The organism is Ralstonia pickettii, assembly GCF_001699815.1.
In the GTDB taxonomy this organism is placed as follows: domain Bacteria; phylum Pseudomonadota; class Gammaproteobacteria; order Burkholderiales; family Burkholderiaceae; genus Ralstonia; species Ralstonia thomasii.
The window spans coordinates 525,783-541,047 of the sequence record NZ_MCGB01000057.1; the positions used below are offsets into that span (position 1 = coordinate 525,783).

The window sequence follows — 15,265 nt, forward strand, 5'->3', positions numbered from 1 at the left end:
ACATCATGAATCGGTGGCAGGTAAGTGACGCATGGAACAAGGTGCCCGAGATTGCACTGTCGTTTTGGATCGTCAAGATCATGTCCACGACGGTGGGCGAGACGGGAGCCGATTTCCTGGCCGTGAATGCCGGGTGGGGCCAAGCTGCAACGCGAGCCGTGATGGCCGCATTGTTGGCAGCTGCCTTGTTTGCGCAGCTGCGGTCTCGCCGCTATATCCCGTCGATCTACTGGCTCACGGTCGTCCTGGTCAGCGTGGTCGGCACGCAGATCACGGATCTGTTGACGGATGGGTTGGGTATCAGCCTTTACATCAGCACCACCGCGTTTGCTCTGCTGCTCGCTGCCATCTTCTTCGTTTGGTATCGCGTCGAACGAACGCTCTCGATCGACTCGATCGTCACGCGTCGTCGGGAGCTGTTCTATTGGGCCGCCATCCTCTGTACGTTTGCACTGGGAACCGCGGCGGGCGATTTGGCGACGGAAGCGCTGGGCCTTGGCTTCACGTGGGGAGCCGTGGTGTTCGGCACGTTGCTCGGCGTCACGTACGCCGCCTGGCGTATCGGTGGCAACGCCGTGCTCACGTTCTGGATCGCATACATCCTGACCCGACCCTTCGGCGCGGCGCTCGGCGACTTGCTCACACAAGCAAAAACCTACGGCGGTCTCGGCATGGGCGCCATGTGGACCAGTGCCCTGTTCCTCACGGTGATTGTCTTACTGGTGGCGGCTGAGCAGTTCGGCATGGGAAGAAGCCGAGCTGTAGAGGCCACCGAATAGCGCTTCGTTTTTTAGGAGAACCCCCATGTTCCATCAACACACACTCGTTCGGGCGACTGCCACAGTCTCGGCCATCTTGTTTCTGAGCATCGCCACCGGTTGCTCCAAACCGGAGGCTCAAGCCGCGACTGGGACAGTGCCGGGCACATCGACTCAAACCGCATCACCACCCCAATCCAAAACCGCGTCGAAGCTTGGTGATCTATCGGCGTTTCGCAGCATTGCGACGGACGTTGCCAACCTGGTAGACAAAGGTGATCTGGCGGCCGCCAAAGCACGCATCAAAGATCTGGAGGTCTCTTGGGACGCGGCGGAAGCCGGCCTGAAGCCTCGGGCGGCCAATGATTGGCACGTACTGGATAAGGCCATTGACCGTGCGCTGGCCGCATTGCGCGCCGACACACCCAAGCAGCCCGACTGCAAGGCTGCGTTGACCGATTTGTTGAAAACCTTCGACACGCTGCAAGGTCGGACTTGATTTGCGAGGACGCATGATGAAGACGTCAACAGAGCACGCTCTGGCCAAAGTGCCAGAAGTCACATTGGCCTTCTGGCTACTCAAGATTGCGGCCACCACACTGGGCGAAACCGGTGGTGATGCTGTCTCGATGTCGATGAACCTGGGCTATCTGGTGGGCACCGGCATCTTTGCCGCCGTCTTCTTGGTGTCGGTAGCCGCACAAATAAAAGCCAAGGGCTTTCATCCGCTTCTCTACTGGACCACCATCATCGCCACGACCACGGTCGGCACGACGCTTGCAGACTTCGCGGATCGCTCCCTGGGTATCGGATATGCAGGCGGCTCCACCTTGCTGCTGGCGCTGCTGCTCGGCTCGCTTTTTGCGTGGTACCGCACGTTGGGGTCGGTGTCGGTGAGCACCGTCCACTCGCCCAGGGCTGAAGCGTTCTATTGGGTCACCATCATGTTTTCGCAGACCCTGGGCACAGCCCTGGGCGATTGGACTGCCGACACGGCTGGCTTGGGCTATACAGGGGCGGCCGTGGTCTTCGGGGCGCTGCTTGCCCTCATCATCGTCGCCTACTACTGGACCCGCGTCTCCCGCACGCTGCTGTTCTGGGCCGCGTTCATCCTGACACGCCCCTTGGGCGCCGTGGTCGGCGATTTTCTTGACAAACCACACAGTGCGGGTGGGCTCGCTTTGAGCCGCTACTCCGCGTCGGCCGCACTGCTTGCCTTTATCCTGACCGGCATGCTGCTCTTCAGGCAACGCGCAGCTCGGGTTGCCCATTGACTGGGGGCAATGGCTGGAGGGCACATGCGGGTATTGCTTGTCGAGTTGCTCGGGTTCATCCCCGCCCGATTCAGCGTCGACATCGGCAGCAAAACTGGCTATCGGTACGGCCGCACTGGCGCCCTGAGAATGGCGGTCCCAAACCCACGAAAACGTTGGTTGACGGTACCGCCAAGAACACGGAAACGACAAAGCCCCGCCATTGGCGGGGCTTCGTTCGAACCAGGCTCCGTTTGACCGGGGCGCTGGACTTGCTGGCGGAGCAGTGAGTCTGGGGCTGATTCGTCTCTGCGCACCGCCCTGCTAACAGGGAAATTTGCAGGGAATTTGGCACTTTCCCTTCCCCTGATCCGGCCATACCCCAGATTTTGCGCGGGCTGCCCAGAGGTTGCTCGGCACGACGACCGACTCGGAACAGCCAATAACAGGGAAGCAGGCAGGTTTTCCAGCCTGGCACGTCATGGCAAAACGTTGACGCAACAGACTGTCGCCCGCAGCGGCCGCAGACGTTCGTCTTCATCTAAAACATCCGGTCCTCCCCCAAGGTGTCTGAAATTCGGTAGCCCATTGCCCCAAGTGACCGCGGTATGTGGAACGAAACGGGAACGCATCGATGGAGTTGTAAGGCCGGAATAAATGATGTATTGTCAATGCATGTTATATCGCTGCGGGCAAAGTTGAAAACCGCGCACCCACGGCCGACGGCAAGACAGGCCGCACAGGAAGATGAGAGACACGAAGTGAAACTAGATGGCCTACTGACCAAACCAACGCCTTCTTTCGACGAGCCGCTCGAAATGCTCAAGGCGTGTCACGAGCGTATTGCCGCGCAGTGCGCCACGCTCGCAAAACTGTCTGCACACCTGCCATCGCACGGTGCGGACGAGCAGGCGCGGCAGGCGGCCCGAAACATCATGCGCTACTTCGACGTGGCCGGGCCTCATCATCATGCCGACGAAGAAGAGGATCTCTTTCCGTTGCTGATGGTAGAGGGCCAGCGCCTGCGTTCACCGGTGGTCGAGGTGATCGCGTCGCTGCTCGATGAGCATCGATCTCTGGAAGCAAGCTGGGCGCAGTTGCGAGCAGTCCTTGCCGATATCGCCCAAGGCCAGGTCCGGCCGATCGAGCGCGCCTGGACGGACAGCTTTGCTGACGCATACCGCCGTCACATCGCCGTCGAAGAAGACCAGGTTCTGGTGTTCGCCCAAGCGTGCCTAGATCGGCAGCAACTCGCAAGGCTGAGCGCAGCGATGGTTGCTCGACGCGCTGTGGCATCGCACTGAAACCCCAATGAAGCCCATCACGAGGACACTCTTTCCAGGAGAACCTTCCATGCCAACTTTGACAGACATCCACACCATCTTCGCCCAGCATCATGTTTTCGACGCGCGCGGCATTGCCAAGCGTTTCCGGCACGCGGCCATCTTCGGCGCGCTCGACGCCCTGGAGCCAGGCGAGGTGATGCGCTTTGTCAATGATCATGATCCACTCCCGCTCCTTGCGCAGATTGATCGGCACTACGGGCCGCGCGTGGATGCCGGGTATGTCGCCCGCGAGCCGGGCAACATCGTGATCGACTTTACGGTGAGAGCGGCAGGCTGAATGTCTGCCGCGTCGGCCATCAATGCCGGCGAACGTGTTTTGTGGCCGGCCGCGATCGTCGATCAGGTCGGCATAACGGATGCATGATGCGCAGATGATTCGGTCATTTGCGAACGCGCGGACACGTGCCGGTGACCTGAATACTCGTGGACAGAGGACAACATGCTGACCACAATCCAACTCGACAACGCACGCGCGCCTGACACCAGTTGCGAGACGCTTATGCCGCAGGCGCACCAAGAGATTGAGGCGACGAACGTCACCTGCAACAGTTGCGCATTGGCGCGCTTGTGCACCGCTGAGCCAGTCGACACATCGGCCGCAGAGCGGCTCAACGAGTCCATGCGCGGCATCCGTATGATCAAGCGCGGACAAGCGCTGTACCGCAGAGGCGGCAGCCTCCAAAGCATCTATGCCATCCGTGCCGGCTCCTTCAAAACCGTGATCCATCGGACAGCAGGCGAACAGGTCGTCGGCATCGCCTTGTCGGGTGACCCGCTTGGCGTTGACGGTATCGCCAGCGGCAAGCATGCCTGCGACGCGATTGCGCTGGAAGACAGCTCGGTATGCGTGATGCCGTTCGAGCGACTCGAACGCCTGTGCCATGAGCTGAAGATCGTTCAGCGGCACGTATTGAGCATGCTCAGCGCCGAGATCGTGCGCGGGTCCAAGTGGATGGCGCTACTCGGCACGATGGGAGCGGAGGATCGCGTCGCTACCTTTCTGTTCGACTTGTCGGAACGCTGGAGCGCGCGCGGCTTTTCGTCGACACAGTTCACGCTGAAAATGACACGCGCGGAAATTGGCAGCTACCTTGGGTTGAAACTCGAAACTGTCAGCAGAATGCTGACGAAACTGCAGCAGCGTCGGCTACTTGAAGTGCGCGGCAAAGACATCCGGATTCTCGATATGGACCAATTGCAGGCCGTGGCGATGGATGGCTGCACGCCGTTTTCCCGCTCCCGTTTAGTCTCGATAAACGACTAGGCTGAACAATAGCGTGACGTCCGCCTCGCATGCCCACGCGTCCAGCACCTTACCAACGAAATCCGGACTGTTGTCCATCAGGATGGACGCGGGCAAGCCTCGCATCTCCTTAAGCTGTTCCAGCACTTGCTTGACCCGCAGGCCCGGCAATGAAGTTTCAAGAACACCTACCAGCGCGTGGTCTACTACGCGTCGGACAACCCGCAGATCTTGAACGCCCCCACGACGGGGCACGACGTTTCGGTCGGGCAGTGCCTCCCCTTACATCATTCAGAAGAACTATTACAACCAGCGCATCATTTCGGAGCACCCGGACAATGTAGGATCTAACATCTGCAATATCGATGCATCCTCCTGCCTGACATAGACCGCGCCGGACATTTGTTGATCCCAAAGATGCCGACACCTACTCGTCGCTGGTATAGAGATAGAGCCAACGAGGCGATGGCCCATCAAATCGAAGGCCCATTTCACCTGAGTGCCTAACCGCCATCGCACCCCGCTACGAGAGCGCGGCGCCTCACAGTGGCAAACGAGCGCAGAAGGAGAGACGTCATGAGCGATACACGCGTTTTTGAGGTCTACCGCTACGATCCCGATTCAGATGTCCAGCCCTACATGCAGGCCTTTAACGTCGAGTTGAAGCCAGACGACCGGATGCTGCTGGACGTTCTGATTCACCTCAAGGCGCAGGACCAGACACTGAGCTTCCGAAGATCATGCCGGGAGGGCGTGTGCGGTTCAGACGCGATGAACATCAACGGCAAGAATGGCCTTGCCTGCACGACCAACCTCAACGCGCTGCCGCGCCATATCGTTCTACGCCCGCTTCCGGGCCTGCCCGTCATACGCGACCTGATCGTGGACATGACGGATTTCTTCAAGCAATACCAATCGATCAAGCCGTACCTGATCAACGACACTGCACCGCCGGAGCGTGAGCGCCTTCAATCACCTCAGGAACGCGACCAATTGGACGGCCTCTATGAGTGCATCCTGTGCGCCTGCTGCTCAAGCGCATGTCCGTCGTATTGGTGGAATCCCGACAAGTATGTCGGCCCGGCCGGGCTGCTGCAGGCGTATCGCTTTCTCGTGGATTCGCGCGACGAAGCCACTGCCGCGCGCCTGGACAACCTCGACGATCCCTACCGCCTGTTCCGCTGCCGAACGATCATGAACTGTACGAACGTGTGCCCCAAGGGCCTGAACCCAGCCAAGGCGATCAGCGAGATCCGAAACATGCTCGCCCGCAGGGCAATTTGACCGACGCCGCTTTAACGATCAGGAGAGAACATGGCAACACCACACGCCGCGCCCGGAGAGCTGATCGACGTCCGCCCACTGGGCGCTGCACTCCAGCAAGCAAAATCCGTCGCCTTGATCCGCTCGACGCACCTTGAAGTCATGCGACTCGTGCTGCCTACAGGCGGCCGTATTCCTGTCCATCAGGCGCCGGGAGAAATCACGGTGCAGTGCCTTGAGGGCGTGCTGAAGTTCGGCATGAACTCGGGCACACACACCATGCGCGCAGGAGATCTTCTGCTGCTTCCACCGGAAGAACCGCATTGGCTGGAGGCGGTGGAAAGCGCGTCGGTGCTCGTCACCCTCTATCTTCCGCAGCGCCAATAGGCCAATGGGCCAAGCGGAAGCCGCCTTTCGCGGTCCTGTTCCGAACACCCAACCTTATTGGACAGCCCCCTGCCCAGCGTGCCCCGTCAGCGGTGCCCGCCGCACTTCCGACAGGTAGAGGAGGATCAGCGACACCCACACGATGCCGTAGAGGAACATGAAGCACGACGAGCGCACTCGGAACACGTCCAACAAGACGCCAAAGATGATGGGGAGGAGAAACCCGCCCAGGCCGCCGGCCAGGCCGACGATACCGGTCACGACCCCCATGTTTGCTGAGAAATCGTCCGCCACGTACTTGAAGGTAGACGCCATGCCGAAGGCGAATACGCTGCCCATCAGGAAGATCAGCGCAATGAATGCCGCCAACGGTATCTGCAGATGCAGATTGAATGCCCCGTCGATGGTGTGGATCGCGAGGTCGGTCGGCGGATACGCAAGCAAGAACAGGCAGACCCACGCGACCCACAGCCCCCACCAGGTCACGTTCTGGGCGCCCCAGCGATCGGCAAGCCAGCCACCGACGGCCCTCAGGACCGACCCAGGCAACGAAAACCCCGCCGCAAACGCCGACGCCGCAACCAGCGTCATCCCATACTCATTCTTCAGATACTGCGGCATCCACAACGACAGGGCGGTGAACCCGCCAAAGGTGATCGAGTAGTACTGGCACAGTCTCCAGACGCGCCGGTCACGCAGCACCTTGAAACTGTCCACCCAGGACCCCTGCGCCCGCCCCGCGCCCGGGTCGGACGCCGATGCCAGCCAGAAGATGACCGCCGTCACCAGCAGGGCAACCGCATACGCACGCGGCACGAAGCGCCAGCCGTAAGCCGCCTGCAGCGACGGCGTGAGAAAAAGGTTGATGGCCGCGCCCGACGTACCGGCGCCAAAGAACCCCATCGCAAAACCGCGTCGCTCCTGCGGAAAGAAGCGCGCAACGTAGGGGGTTCCGACCGCGAAGGACGCACCGACGCAGCCGAGAAACAGGCCGATCACCAGAAACTGCCAAAGCGCGGTCGCGTAGCTGACGGCGTACACCGGCACCGCGCAGACGACAAGCAGTGTGGTCATGACGATGCGGCCGCCAAAACGATCCGTCCACGCGCCCAGGGGCAGCCGCATCAGGGCTCCGGTCAGCACAGGCGTGGAGGTCAGCAACCCGAACTCGGTGCCGTTCAGCTTCAGATCTTCGCGCAACTGGACGCCGATCACGCCAAACATCATCCACACCACAAAGCAGACCATGAACGCGAGCGTGCTTGCCAGCAGCACTGACCACGCTTGGGCCGAAATGGCCGGGGCGCCGGCCTGATTGTTCGTTGCGCCTGGTGCTCGCATGCTGGCTCCCCTTCCTCTGTGCGTTGCCGACCTATTGAACCAGGGGTCCGTTGGCGGCCCCAAGATCCACACCTTCGACTTGCGCCTGCGAAGCCAGTATCGACACGTATTGCTGCGTGGCCTTGTGTCTGACGCGCGCTTCAAGGTATTGAGCAATCTCGGCCTCGACCGCATCGAACGGCACGGTGTCGCCCGCCACGCGATGCTCGATGCGCACAACGTGGAATCCGAACCGCGTCTTGACGATGCGCGGCAGAACCCCCGTTTCAGTTGAATCGAACAGCACGCGCTCAAACTCCGGAACGCTATCGCCACGCAACAACTGGCCAAGGCTGCCGCCCACGCCCGCAGATGGGCAATTGGAGACTTCGCGCGCCACGGCCTCGAATGTTTCTGGGGCCTCCAACACCTGCTGCAGTGTCTGCTGCGCCTTTTGCAACAGCAACGCGACCGGCGCACGGTCGGTCACCGCAAACAGGATATGGCTGGCATAGACGATATCGTTGCGCCGGAAGCGAGCCGGGTGGTTCTGGTAGTACCGCTCGCAATCGGCACGGGTTGGCTCGGGTACGGCCAGCTCGCGTTCGAGCAACGCATCGACGCACGCATCATCCAGCGCATCGCTGTCTGAAATGAGCTGCAACGCCACAGCGCGTTGCCTCAGCAACTCGTGGATTGCCAACGCACAGGCCGCCGCAGCCAGCGGCTCGGGCTCGCCTGCGTGGTGCTGCTCTTCCTCTGCGATCAACGCAGCGTCGATCACCACACCGTTGATGCGCACCACGGTTGCACTGCCGGACGTTGCCTGCATGCTCATCAAGCCTCCCCCCATTCAGCGTTAACGCTTGCGCACCAACTGATACGGCCGGATCAGATACGCCAGTGACGCAAAGCCGCTCCAGATATGGACCATCCGCGTGAACGGCGTCACGAGAAAGATGGTGAAGCCGAGCAGGATGTGCAACTGATACGTGAGCGGCACGCCATCGAGCAGGCGCGCGATACCAGGGCGGAAGGTGACCACGCCCTTGACGTAGTCGGTCAGCACCTCGAACAGCGCGCCGTCCATATGCCGCATCGACAGCACCACGGTCCCGAGCCCAAGTGCGAGCTGCACCCACAACATCAGCACGATGACGATGTCCCAAGTGCGGCTGTTGCGCCGGACGCGCGTGTCCGAGAGCCGCCGATGTATCAGCATGGTCAGGCCGATGATCGAGACGATGCCTGCCGCGCCCCCGCCCACCATGGCCAGCAACTGGTGCCCCGATGCCGACAGGAAGGGTGACACCATCCAATGCGGTGCGAGAAACCCGGCAAAGTGCCCCACCACGACTACCAGAATGCCCCAGTGAAACAGATTGCTGCCCACGCGTAACGTGCCTCTGCGCAGCATCTGTGAGGTATCGCTCTTCCACGTGTACTGCTCACGATCGAAGCGGATCAGGCTGCCCAGCAGCAGCACCGCAAGGCAGATGTACGGATAGATGCCGTACAGGAATTCGTGAAGGTAGTCAGTCATGCCAGTTCTCCTGACAGCTTGAATCGGGCCGCTTCAACGGGGTTCGCGAGGGTCACGGGGATGGCCCGGCCGTTTGTCGTAAAAATGGAGCGGTTCGGTCACCGGGGTCTCCGCGCCGACAAAACGCACCGGCTCGTCGGCATAGGCGGCGTCGAGTGCCCGGTAGTCTGCGGCGCTGGGTGGCGCATCGACGTCATCATCGGCGCTCTCGCCATCCGACGACACGCTGTGCCGAATACCGGCCAGCGGTAGCAGCGCACCAACCACGAACCGATACCGGCTCGCCCGCTCGGTCAACCGCGTGGTAATGGCCTGCAAAATCTCGCCGGTCTCAGCCAGCAGACTCCGCGCCTCCTTCTCGGGCAAGCGCGAGAGGTATTCGAGAAACACCGGCAGGTAGTCCGGCAACTCGCCCGGCCGCAAATGCAGACCCTGCTTCTCATACATGTTCAGCAGATCGACCATCGCCTGGCCGCGATCACGCGACTCGCCATGCACGTGCTCGAACAAGTACAGCGAAGTCGCGCGGCCACGGTCGAACAATGCAACATAGCGCTCCTGCAGCGTCATCAGATCGCGCTGGGCGTATTCGTCGATAAAGCGGTCGAGTCCGGCGCGCACGTCCAGGGGCAGCGCGCGTGCCGCATTCAGCAGCGTGCGGGCCTCCGGCAAGGCACGCTGCGTGGATGGGTCGGGGTAATCCAACAGCGCCGACAGCACGGAAAACACAACGCCCGTCGATCCGGTGGTTGCTGCCATCATGTCAGGACTCCTGCCGGATCGGAATCGTGCGCCCGCTCTTGCGCGAGCTGAACAGCCCCACGTCTGAGGTACCGTCCGAGCATCCGTTCCCAAACGAAAAGCCACACGATGCGCGCAAGTCGAAGGCATCTTCGGCATATTCGCGGTGCGTGGTCGGGATGACGAATCGGTCTTCATAGTTGGCGATCGCCAGGTAGCGGTACATCTCTTCGACCTGCGCGGTGGTCAACCCCGCCTGTGCCAGCACGGCTGGCGCTGCCACGCCATCGACGTGCCGCGCACGCATGAAGGCACGCATCGCCAGCATGCGTTCGAGTGCAAGCTTCACGGGCGCTTCCTTGCCCGCCGTCAGCAGGTTGGCGAGATAACGCAACGGAATGCGCAGCGAGTCAACATCGGGCAGATAGCCGTTCATGCCCAGCTCCCCGCTATTGGCGGCTGCATTGATCGGCGAGAGTGGCGGCACGTACCACACCATCGGCAGCGTGCGGTATTCCGGATGCAGCGGAAACGCGATCTTCCAGTCGATCGCCATCTTGTACACCGGCGAGCGCTGCGCGCCTTCGATCCATGCAGCGGGCACGCCGTCGCGCTCGGCCTGTGCAATCACCTGCGGATCGTGCGGGTCGAGAAACACCGACAACTGCGACTCATACAGATCGGTTTCTTGCTCCACGCTTGCCGCCTCGCTAATGCGGTCTGCGTCGTACAGCAACACACCCAGGTAGCGAATGCGGCCCACGCAGGTTTCCGAACACACGGTGGGCTGCCCAACCTCGATGCGCGGATAGCAGAAGATGCACTTCTCCGCCTTGCCGCTCTTCCAGTTGAAATAAATCTTCTTGTACGGGCAACCCGACACGCACATACGCCAGCCCCGGCACTTGTCCTGGTCGACCAGCACGATGCCGTCTTCCTCGCGCTTGTAGATCGAGCCCGACGGGCATGCGGCCACGCAGGCAGGGTTCAGGCAGTGCTCGCACAGTCGCGGCAGGTACATCATGAAGGTGTTCTCGAACTGGCCGTAGATGTCCTTCTGTACGTTCTCGAAGTTGTAGTCCTTCGCCCGCTTCTCAAACTCGCCGCCCAGGATTTCCTCCCAGTTCGGGCCCCATTCGATCTTCTCCAGGCGCTCGCCGCTGATGAGCGAGCGCGGCCGTGCAACCGGCATTGCGGCGGAATCGCCCGCGGTTTGCAGGTGGGCATAGTCGAACGTGAACGGCTCGTAGTAGTCGTCGATCTCGGGCAGATGCGGATTCGCAAAAATCTGCGCCAGCAGCCGCCACTTGCCGCCCAGCTTCGGCTGAAGCTTGCCGTCAGCCTTGCGTACCCAGCCGCCGCGCCACCGCTCCTGGTTCTCCCAATCTTTCGGATAACCGATGCCGGGCTTGGTCTCCACGTTGTTGAACCACGCGTATTCCATGCCTTCGCGGCTCGTCCATACGTTCTTGCACGTTACCGAACAGGTATGGCAACCGATGCACTTGTCCAGGTTCAGCACCATCGCAATCTGTGCACGTACTTTCATGAGCGCGCTCCTGCAGGCAACGAGGCGGGTGAGGTGTCGTCAAGCCAGTCGATCCGCTTCATCTTGCGCACGATCAGGAACTCATCGCGGTTCGATCCAACCGTGCCGTAGTAGTTGAACCCGTAAGACAGTTGTGCGTAACCGCCGATCATGTGGGTCGGCTTGATGGCAATGCGGGTGACCGAGTTGTGAATGCCGCCCCGCGTGCCGGTAATTTCGGAGCCGGGAGTGTTCACGATCTTCTCTTGCGCGTGGTACATCATGACCATGCCGCGCGGCACGCGCTGGCTCACCACAGCACGGGCACAGAGCGCGCCGTTGGCGTTGTAGCACTCGATCCAGTCGTTGTCGGCAATGTCGATCTGCTTGGCGTCGGCTTCTGCCATCCACACGATCGGCCCGCCGCGCGACAGGGTCAGCATCAGCAGGTTGTCCGTATAGGTGCTGTGGATGCCCCACTTCTGGTGCGGCGTGATGAAGTTGAGCACCAGTTCCGGATTGCCGTTCGAGCGTTTGCCGACCATCGCTTCATAACTGCCCGTGTCGATGGGTGGCTTGTACACGCACAAGGACTCGCCAAAGGCGCGCAGCCACGCGTGGTCCTGGTACAACTGCTGACGGCCGCTGATGGTGCGCCACGGAATCAGCTCGTGCACGTTGGTATAGCCCGCGTTGTACGACACGTGTTCCGACTCGATTCCGCTCCACGTTGGCGAAGAAATGATCTTGCGTGGCTGCGCCTGGATGTCGCGGAACCGGATCTTCTCGTCCTCGCGGGCATCTGCCAGATGCGCGTGTTCAATACCCGTCATGGCCGACACCGCTTGCCATGCCTTGACGGCCACCGCACCATTGGTCTCCGGCGCAAGCGACAGGATGACCTCCGCCGCATCGATGGCCGTGTCTATGCGCGGCCGGCCGTTCGCGCAACCCGCATCGTCAACGCGGTAGTTCAGGTCGCCAAGCAGCTTGACCTCGTCTTTCGTATCCCACGAAATGCCCTTGCCGCCATTGCCCAGTTTGTCCATCAGCGGGCCAAGCGACGTAAATTTCTGGAACGTGTTTGGATAGTCGCGCTCGACGGCAATCACCGCAGGCATGGTCTTGCCTGGCACCGGATCACACTCGCCACGCTTCCAGTCGACCACGTCGAACGGTTGCGCCAGTTCTGCCGGCGAGTCATGCGCGATGGGCGCCAGCACCACATCGCACTCCACGCCCAGATGTCCAACGCTCAACTCCGAGAACCGTTTGGCGATGCCCTTGAAGATTTCCCAATCGCTCTTCGATTGCCACGCCGGATCCACCGCCGCCGATAGCGGATGAATGAACGGGTGCATATCGGACGTGTTCATGTCGTCCTTCTCGTACCACGTCGCGGTGGGCAGCACCACGTCGGAGTACATGCACGTCGTGGACATGCGAAAGTCCAGCGTCACCAGCAAATCGAGCTTGCCCTGCGGGGCGTTGTCGTGCCAAGCGATCTCTTCCGGGCGCTTGCCGCCGCTCTTGGCAACTTCCTCGCCCTGCACACCATGCACCGCGCCCAGCAGATGCTTGAGAAAGTACTCGTGCCCCTTGCCGGAAGACCCCAGCAGGTTCGAGCGCCAGACAAACATGTTGCGCGGGAAGTTCACCGGGTTGTCTGGGTCTTCACAGGCCATGTGCAAGGCACCGGAGGCCAGCTCGCGCGCAACGACGCTGGGCGCTTCGCCCGTGCTGGCAAGGCTGCGGCCGACGTCCAGCGGATTCGCCGCCAACTGCGGCGCCGACGGCAGCCAGCCCATGCGCTCTGCGCGCACGTTGTAGTCGATCGGCGTGCCATGAAAGCGCGACTTGTCGGCCAGCGACGATAGCAGCGTCGTCGGATCCATCGGGTCGTAGCGCCATTGGTCAGTATGCGCGTAGAAGAATGACGTGGCGTTCATGTGCCGCGGCGGCCGGTGCCAGTCCAGCGCAAATGCAAGCGCGGTCCAGCCGGTCTGCGGCCGCAATTTTTCCTGCCCCACATAGTGCGACCAACCGCCCCCCGACTTGCCAACGCAACCGCACATGATCAGCATGTTGATGATCGCGCGGTACGCCATGTCCATGTGGAACCAATGGTTGATCCCGGCCCCGATGATGACCATGGACTTGCCCTGGGTTTTGTGCGCGTTTTCGGCAAACTGCCGCGCCACCGAAATCACATCCGCCCGATTGACGCCCGTGATGGCTTCCTGCCAAGCCGGCGTGTATGGCAGGTCATCGTCGTAGCTCTGCGCAATGTCGCGACCGCCCAGGCCCTGATCCAGGCCGTAGTTGGCGACAAACAGGTCGTACACCGTTACGGCCAGCATCTCGCCATCGCACGTCTGCAGGCGGCGTGCGCCAAGTGCGCGCGACAACTCCGACGGATGCCCTGTGTGGTTGAAGTGCGGATGTTCACGATTGCCGAAGTACGGAAACAGTACGTCGACCACTTCGTCATATGCCTTGGCAAGCGAAAGCTGCGGAACGATTACCGCCCCTGACGACGCTTCCGACTTGAGGTTCCATTTGCCCTTGTCTTCGCCGTCTTTCTGCCCCCAGCGGAACCCCACCGACCCGACCGGCGTGACGACCTTGCCCGACAGCTCGTCGATCATCACGGTCTTCCAATCGGGGTTGTTCGCCTCGCCCATCGCGCCTTCAAAATCCGATGCGCGCACCAGCCTGTCGGGCACATACTGGTCGCCGCGCCGCACAAGCCGCACCAGGCAGGGCATGTCGGTGAAGCGGCGGCAGTAGTCCATGAAGTAGTCGCTCTTGCCCGCCAGGTGGAATTCCTTGAGGATCACGTGCCCCATGGCGAGCGCCAGTGCGGCGTCGGTGCCTTGCTTGGGATGCAGCCAGATGTCGCCAAACTTCGCGCCCTCGGCGTAGTCAGGGAACACCGAAACAATCTTCGTGCCCTTGTAGCGGGCTTCCACCATGAAGTGCGCGTCGGGCGTGCGCGTCTGCGGCACGTTCGAGCCCCACAGCATGATGAACGTCGAGTTGTACCAGTCGGCAGATTCCGGCACGTCGGTCTGCTCGCCCCAGGTTTGCGGCGAGGCGGGCGGCAGATCGCAGTACCAGTCGTAGAAGCTCAGGCACACACCGCCGATCAACGACAGATAGCGCGAGCCGGCCGCGTACGAGACCATCGACATAGCAGGGATCGGTGAAAACCCCACCACGCGATCCGGGCCGTACTTGCGGATGGTGTAGACGTTGGCGGCGGCAACGATTTCGTTGACCTCGTCCCACGTTGAACGGACAAAGCCGCCAAGGCCGCGGCGGCTCTGATAGCTGCGGCGCGCGGTGTCGTCTTCAACGATCGACTGCCAGGCCTGGACCGGGTCCATGATCGCACGGCGCTCGCGCCAAAGCTTGACGAGCGCGCTACGCACCATCGGATATTTCAGCCGATTTGCGCTGTACAGGTACCAGGAGTACGACGCCCCGCGCGAACACCCGCGCGGCTCATGGTTCGGCATGTCAGGGCGCGTGCGCGGGTAATCCGTCTGCTGGGTTTCCCACGTAACGATGCCGCCTTTGACATAGATCTTCCAGGAGCACGATCCTGTGCAGTTGACCCCGTGCGTGGACCGGACGACCTTGTCGTGCTGCCATCGTTGGCGATATGCCTCTTCCCACTTGCGGTCTTCGTCTGTGACAGCCCCGTGTCCATCCGAGAACGCTGGCCGCTCGGTGACGAAAAAGCGCAGCCTGTCAACGAAATGGCTCATGGGGACCCCTTCCTGGTTTGCATCGGCAAGCGTTGTCCATTAAAGGAAGAGAATGGCGATATGTAAACTCCGGCTTGTGCGCCAAGCTGTAGCCCCCCCTTCTGCACAGG

Annotated in this window: 14 protein-coding genes and 1 pseudogene; 9 read left to right on the forward strand and 6 right to left on the reverse strand. The window is 61.4% G+C overall.

Annotation, left to right across the window (positions count from 1 at the left end):
* Positions 1-5: 5 nt before the first annotated feature.
* The 9 genes and pseudogenes from BEK68_RS10305 (at position 6) to BEK68_RS10340 (ending at position 6,250) form a co-directional block, all read left to right on the forward strand.
* Entirely contained in the window at positions 6-779 is a 774-nt protein-coding gene (locus BEK68_RS10305; RefSeq protein WP_004631220.1) for a COG4705 family protein, read from the forward strand.
* 25 nt (positions 780-804) lie between these two features.
* Positions 805-1,257 carry a hypothetical protein gene (locus BEK68_RS10310; protein ID WP_009241213.1) on the forward strand — a complete coding sequence of 151 codons (453 nt, stop codon included), beginning with the start codon at positions 805-807 and terminating at the stop codon, positions 1,255-1,257.
* Between the two features lie 16 nt (positions 1,258-1,273).
* Positions 1,274-2,032 (forward strand): COG4705 family protein, encoded by a 759-nt coding sequence (locus BEK68_RS10315; RefSeq protein ID WP_004631224.1) that lies wholly within the window; start codon positions 1,274-1,276, stop codon positions 2,030-2,032.
* A 677-nt stretch (positions 2,033-2,709) separates the two neighbouring features.
* Positions 2,710-3,315, forward strand: coding sequence for a hemerythrin domain-containing protein (locus tag BEK68_RS10320; protein WP_249262914.1), 606 nt, complete (start codon positions 2,710-2,712; stop codon positions 3,313-3,315).
* Between the two features lie 49 nt (positions 3,316-3,364).
* Positions 3,365-3,634: a DUF2249 domain-containing protein gene (locus BEK68_RS10325; protein ID WP_004631230.1), complete on the forward strand. Its 270-nt coding sequence runs from the start codon at positions 3,365-3,367 to the stop codon at positions 3,632-3,634.
* Between the two features lie 162 nt (positions 3,635-3,796).
* On the forward strand, positions 3,797-4,621 hold the full coding sequence (locus BEK68_RS10330) for a helix-turn-helix domain-containing protein (RefSeq protein ID WP_009241215.1): 825 nt from the start codon (positions 3,797-3,799) through the stop codon (positions 4,619-4,621).
* Between the two features lie 156 nt (positions 4,622-4,777).
* Positions 4,778-4,985, forward strand: a pseudogene (locus BEK68_RS26135) (DUF2334 domain-containing protein); the annotation flags it as partial.
* 191 nt (positions 4,986-5,176) lie between these two features.
* Complete coding sequence (locus BEK68_RS10335) at positions 5,177-5,884, forward strand: succinate dehydrogenase iron-sulfur subunit (RefSeq protein ID WP_009241216.1); 708 nt, start codon at positions 5,177-5,179, stop codon at positions 5,882-5,884.
* A gap of 30 nt (positions 5,885-5,914) precedes the next feature.
* Complete coding sequence (locus BEK68_RS10340; protein ID WP_009241217.1) at positions 5,915-6,250, forward strand: cupin domain-containing protein; 336 nt, start codon at positions 5,915-5,917, stop codon at positions 6,248-6,250.
* A 54-nt stretch (positions 6,251-6,304) separates the two neighbouring features.
* On the opposite strand, the gene BEK68_RS10345 is transcribed toward BEK68_RS10340, so the two are convergent.
* The 6 genes from BEK68_RS10345 to BEK68_RS10370 are packed head-to-tail and all read right to left on the reverse strand — an operon-like array spanning position 6,305 to position 15,155.
* Complete coding sequence (locus BEK68_RS10345) at positions 6,305-7,591, reverse strand: MFS transporter (RefSeq protein WP_009241218.1); 1,287 nt, start codon at positions 7,589-7,591, stop codon at positions 6,305-6,307.
* A gap of 31 nt (positions 7,592-7,622) precedes the next feature.
* Positions 7,623-8,408: a peptidylprolyl isomerase gene (locus BEK68_RS10350; protein WP_009241219.1), complete on the reverse strand. Its 786-nt coding sequence runs from the start codon at positions 8,406-8,408 to the stop codon at positions 7,623-7,625.
* Positions 8,409-8,429: 21 nt separating this feature from the next.
* Entirely contained in the window at positions 8,430-9,113 is a 684-nt protein-coding gene (gene narI / locus BEK68_RS10355) for a respiratory nitrate reductase subunit gamma (RefSeq protein ID WP_009241220.1), read from the reverse strand.
* 33 nt (positions 9,114-9,146) lie between these two features.
* Entirely contained in the window at positions 9,147-9,875 is a 729-nt protein-coding gene (gene narJ / locus BEK68_RS10360; protein WP_009241221.1) for a nitrate reductase molybdenum cofactor assembly chaperone, read from the reverse strand.
* A 1-nt stretch (position 9,876) separates the two neighbouring features.
* Entirely contained in the window at positions 9,877-11,403 is a 1,527-nt protein-coding gene (narH, locus tag BEK68_RS10365) for a nitrate reductase subunit beta (RefSeq protein WP_009241222.1), read from the reverse strand.
* Positions 11,400-15,155, reverse strand: a complete 3,756-nt coding sequence (locus tag BEK68_RS10370) for a nitrate reductase subunit alpha (protein WP_012436181.1) — start codon at positions 15,153-15,155, stop codon at positions 11,400-11,402. Before BEK68_RS10370 ends, narH begins: the two co-directional genes overlap by 4 nt.
* Positions 15,156-15,265: the final 110 nt, after the last annotated feature.

Coding starts and splice junctions, on each gene's coding strand:
- BEK68_RS10305 (WP_004631220.1), top strand. CDS start 6: ATGAATCGGTGGCAGGTAAGTGACGCATGGAACAAGGTGCCCGAGATT.
- BEK68_RS10310 (WP_009241213.1), top strand. CDS start 805: ATGTTCCATCAACACACACTCGTTCGGGCGACTGCCACAGTCTCGGCC.
- BEK68_RS10315 (WP_004631224.1), top strand. CDS start 1,274: ATGAAGACGTCAACAGAGCACGCTCTGGCCAAAGTGCCAGAAGTCACA.
- BEK68_RS10325 (WP_004631230.1), top strand. CDS start 3,365: ATGCCAACTTTGACAGACATCCACACCATCTTCGCCCAGCATCATGTT.
- BEK68_RS10330 (WP_009241215.1), top strand. CDS start 3,797: ATGCTGACCACAATCCAACTCGACAACGCACGCGCGCCTGACACCAGT.
- BEK68_RS10335 (WP_009241216.1), top strand. CDS start 5,177: ATGAGCGATACACGCGTTTTTGAGGTCTACCGCTACGATCCCGATTCA.
- BEK68_RS10340 (WP_009241217.1), top strand. CDS start 5,915: ATGGCAACACCACACGCCGCGCCCGGAGAGCTGATCGACGTCCGCCCA.
- BEK68_RS10345 (WP_009241218.1), bottom strand. CDS start 7,591: ATGCGAGCACCAGGCGCAACGAACAATCAGGCCGGCGCCCCGGCCATT.
- BEK68_RS10350 (WP_009241219.1), bottom strand. CDS start 8,408: ATGAGCATGCAGGCAACGTCCGGCAGTGCAACCGTGGTGCGCATCAAC.
- narI (WP_009241220.1), bottom strand. CDS start 9,113: ATGACTGACTACCTTCACGAATTCCTGTACGGCATCTATCCGTACATC.
- narJ (WP_009241221.1), bottom strand. CDS start 9,875: ATGATGGCAGCAACCACCGGATCGACGGGCGTTGTGTTTTCCGTGCTG.
- narH (WP_009241222.1), bottom strand. CDS start 11,403: ATGAAAGTACGTGCACAGATTGCGATGGTGCTGAACCTGGACAAGTGC.
- BEK68_RS10370 (WP_012436181.1), bottom strand. CDS start 15,155: ATGAGCCATTTCGTTGACAGGCTGCGCTTTTTCGTCACCGAGCGGCCA.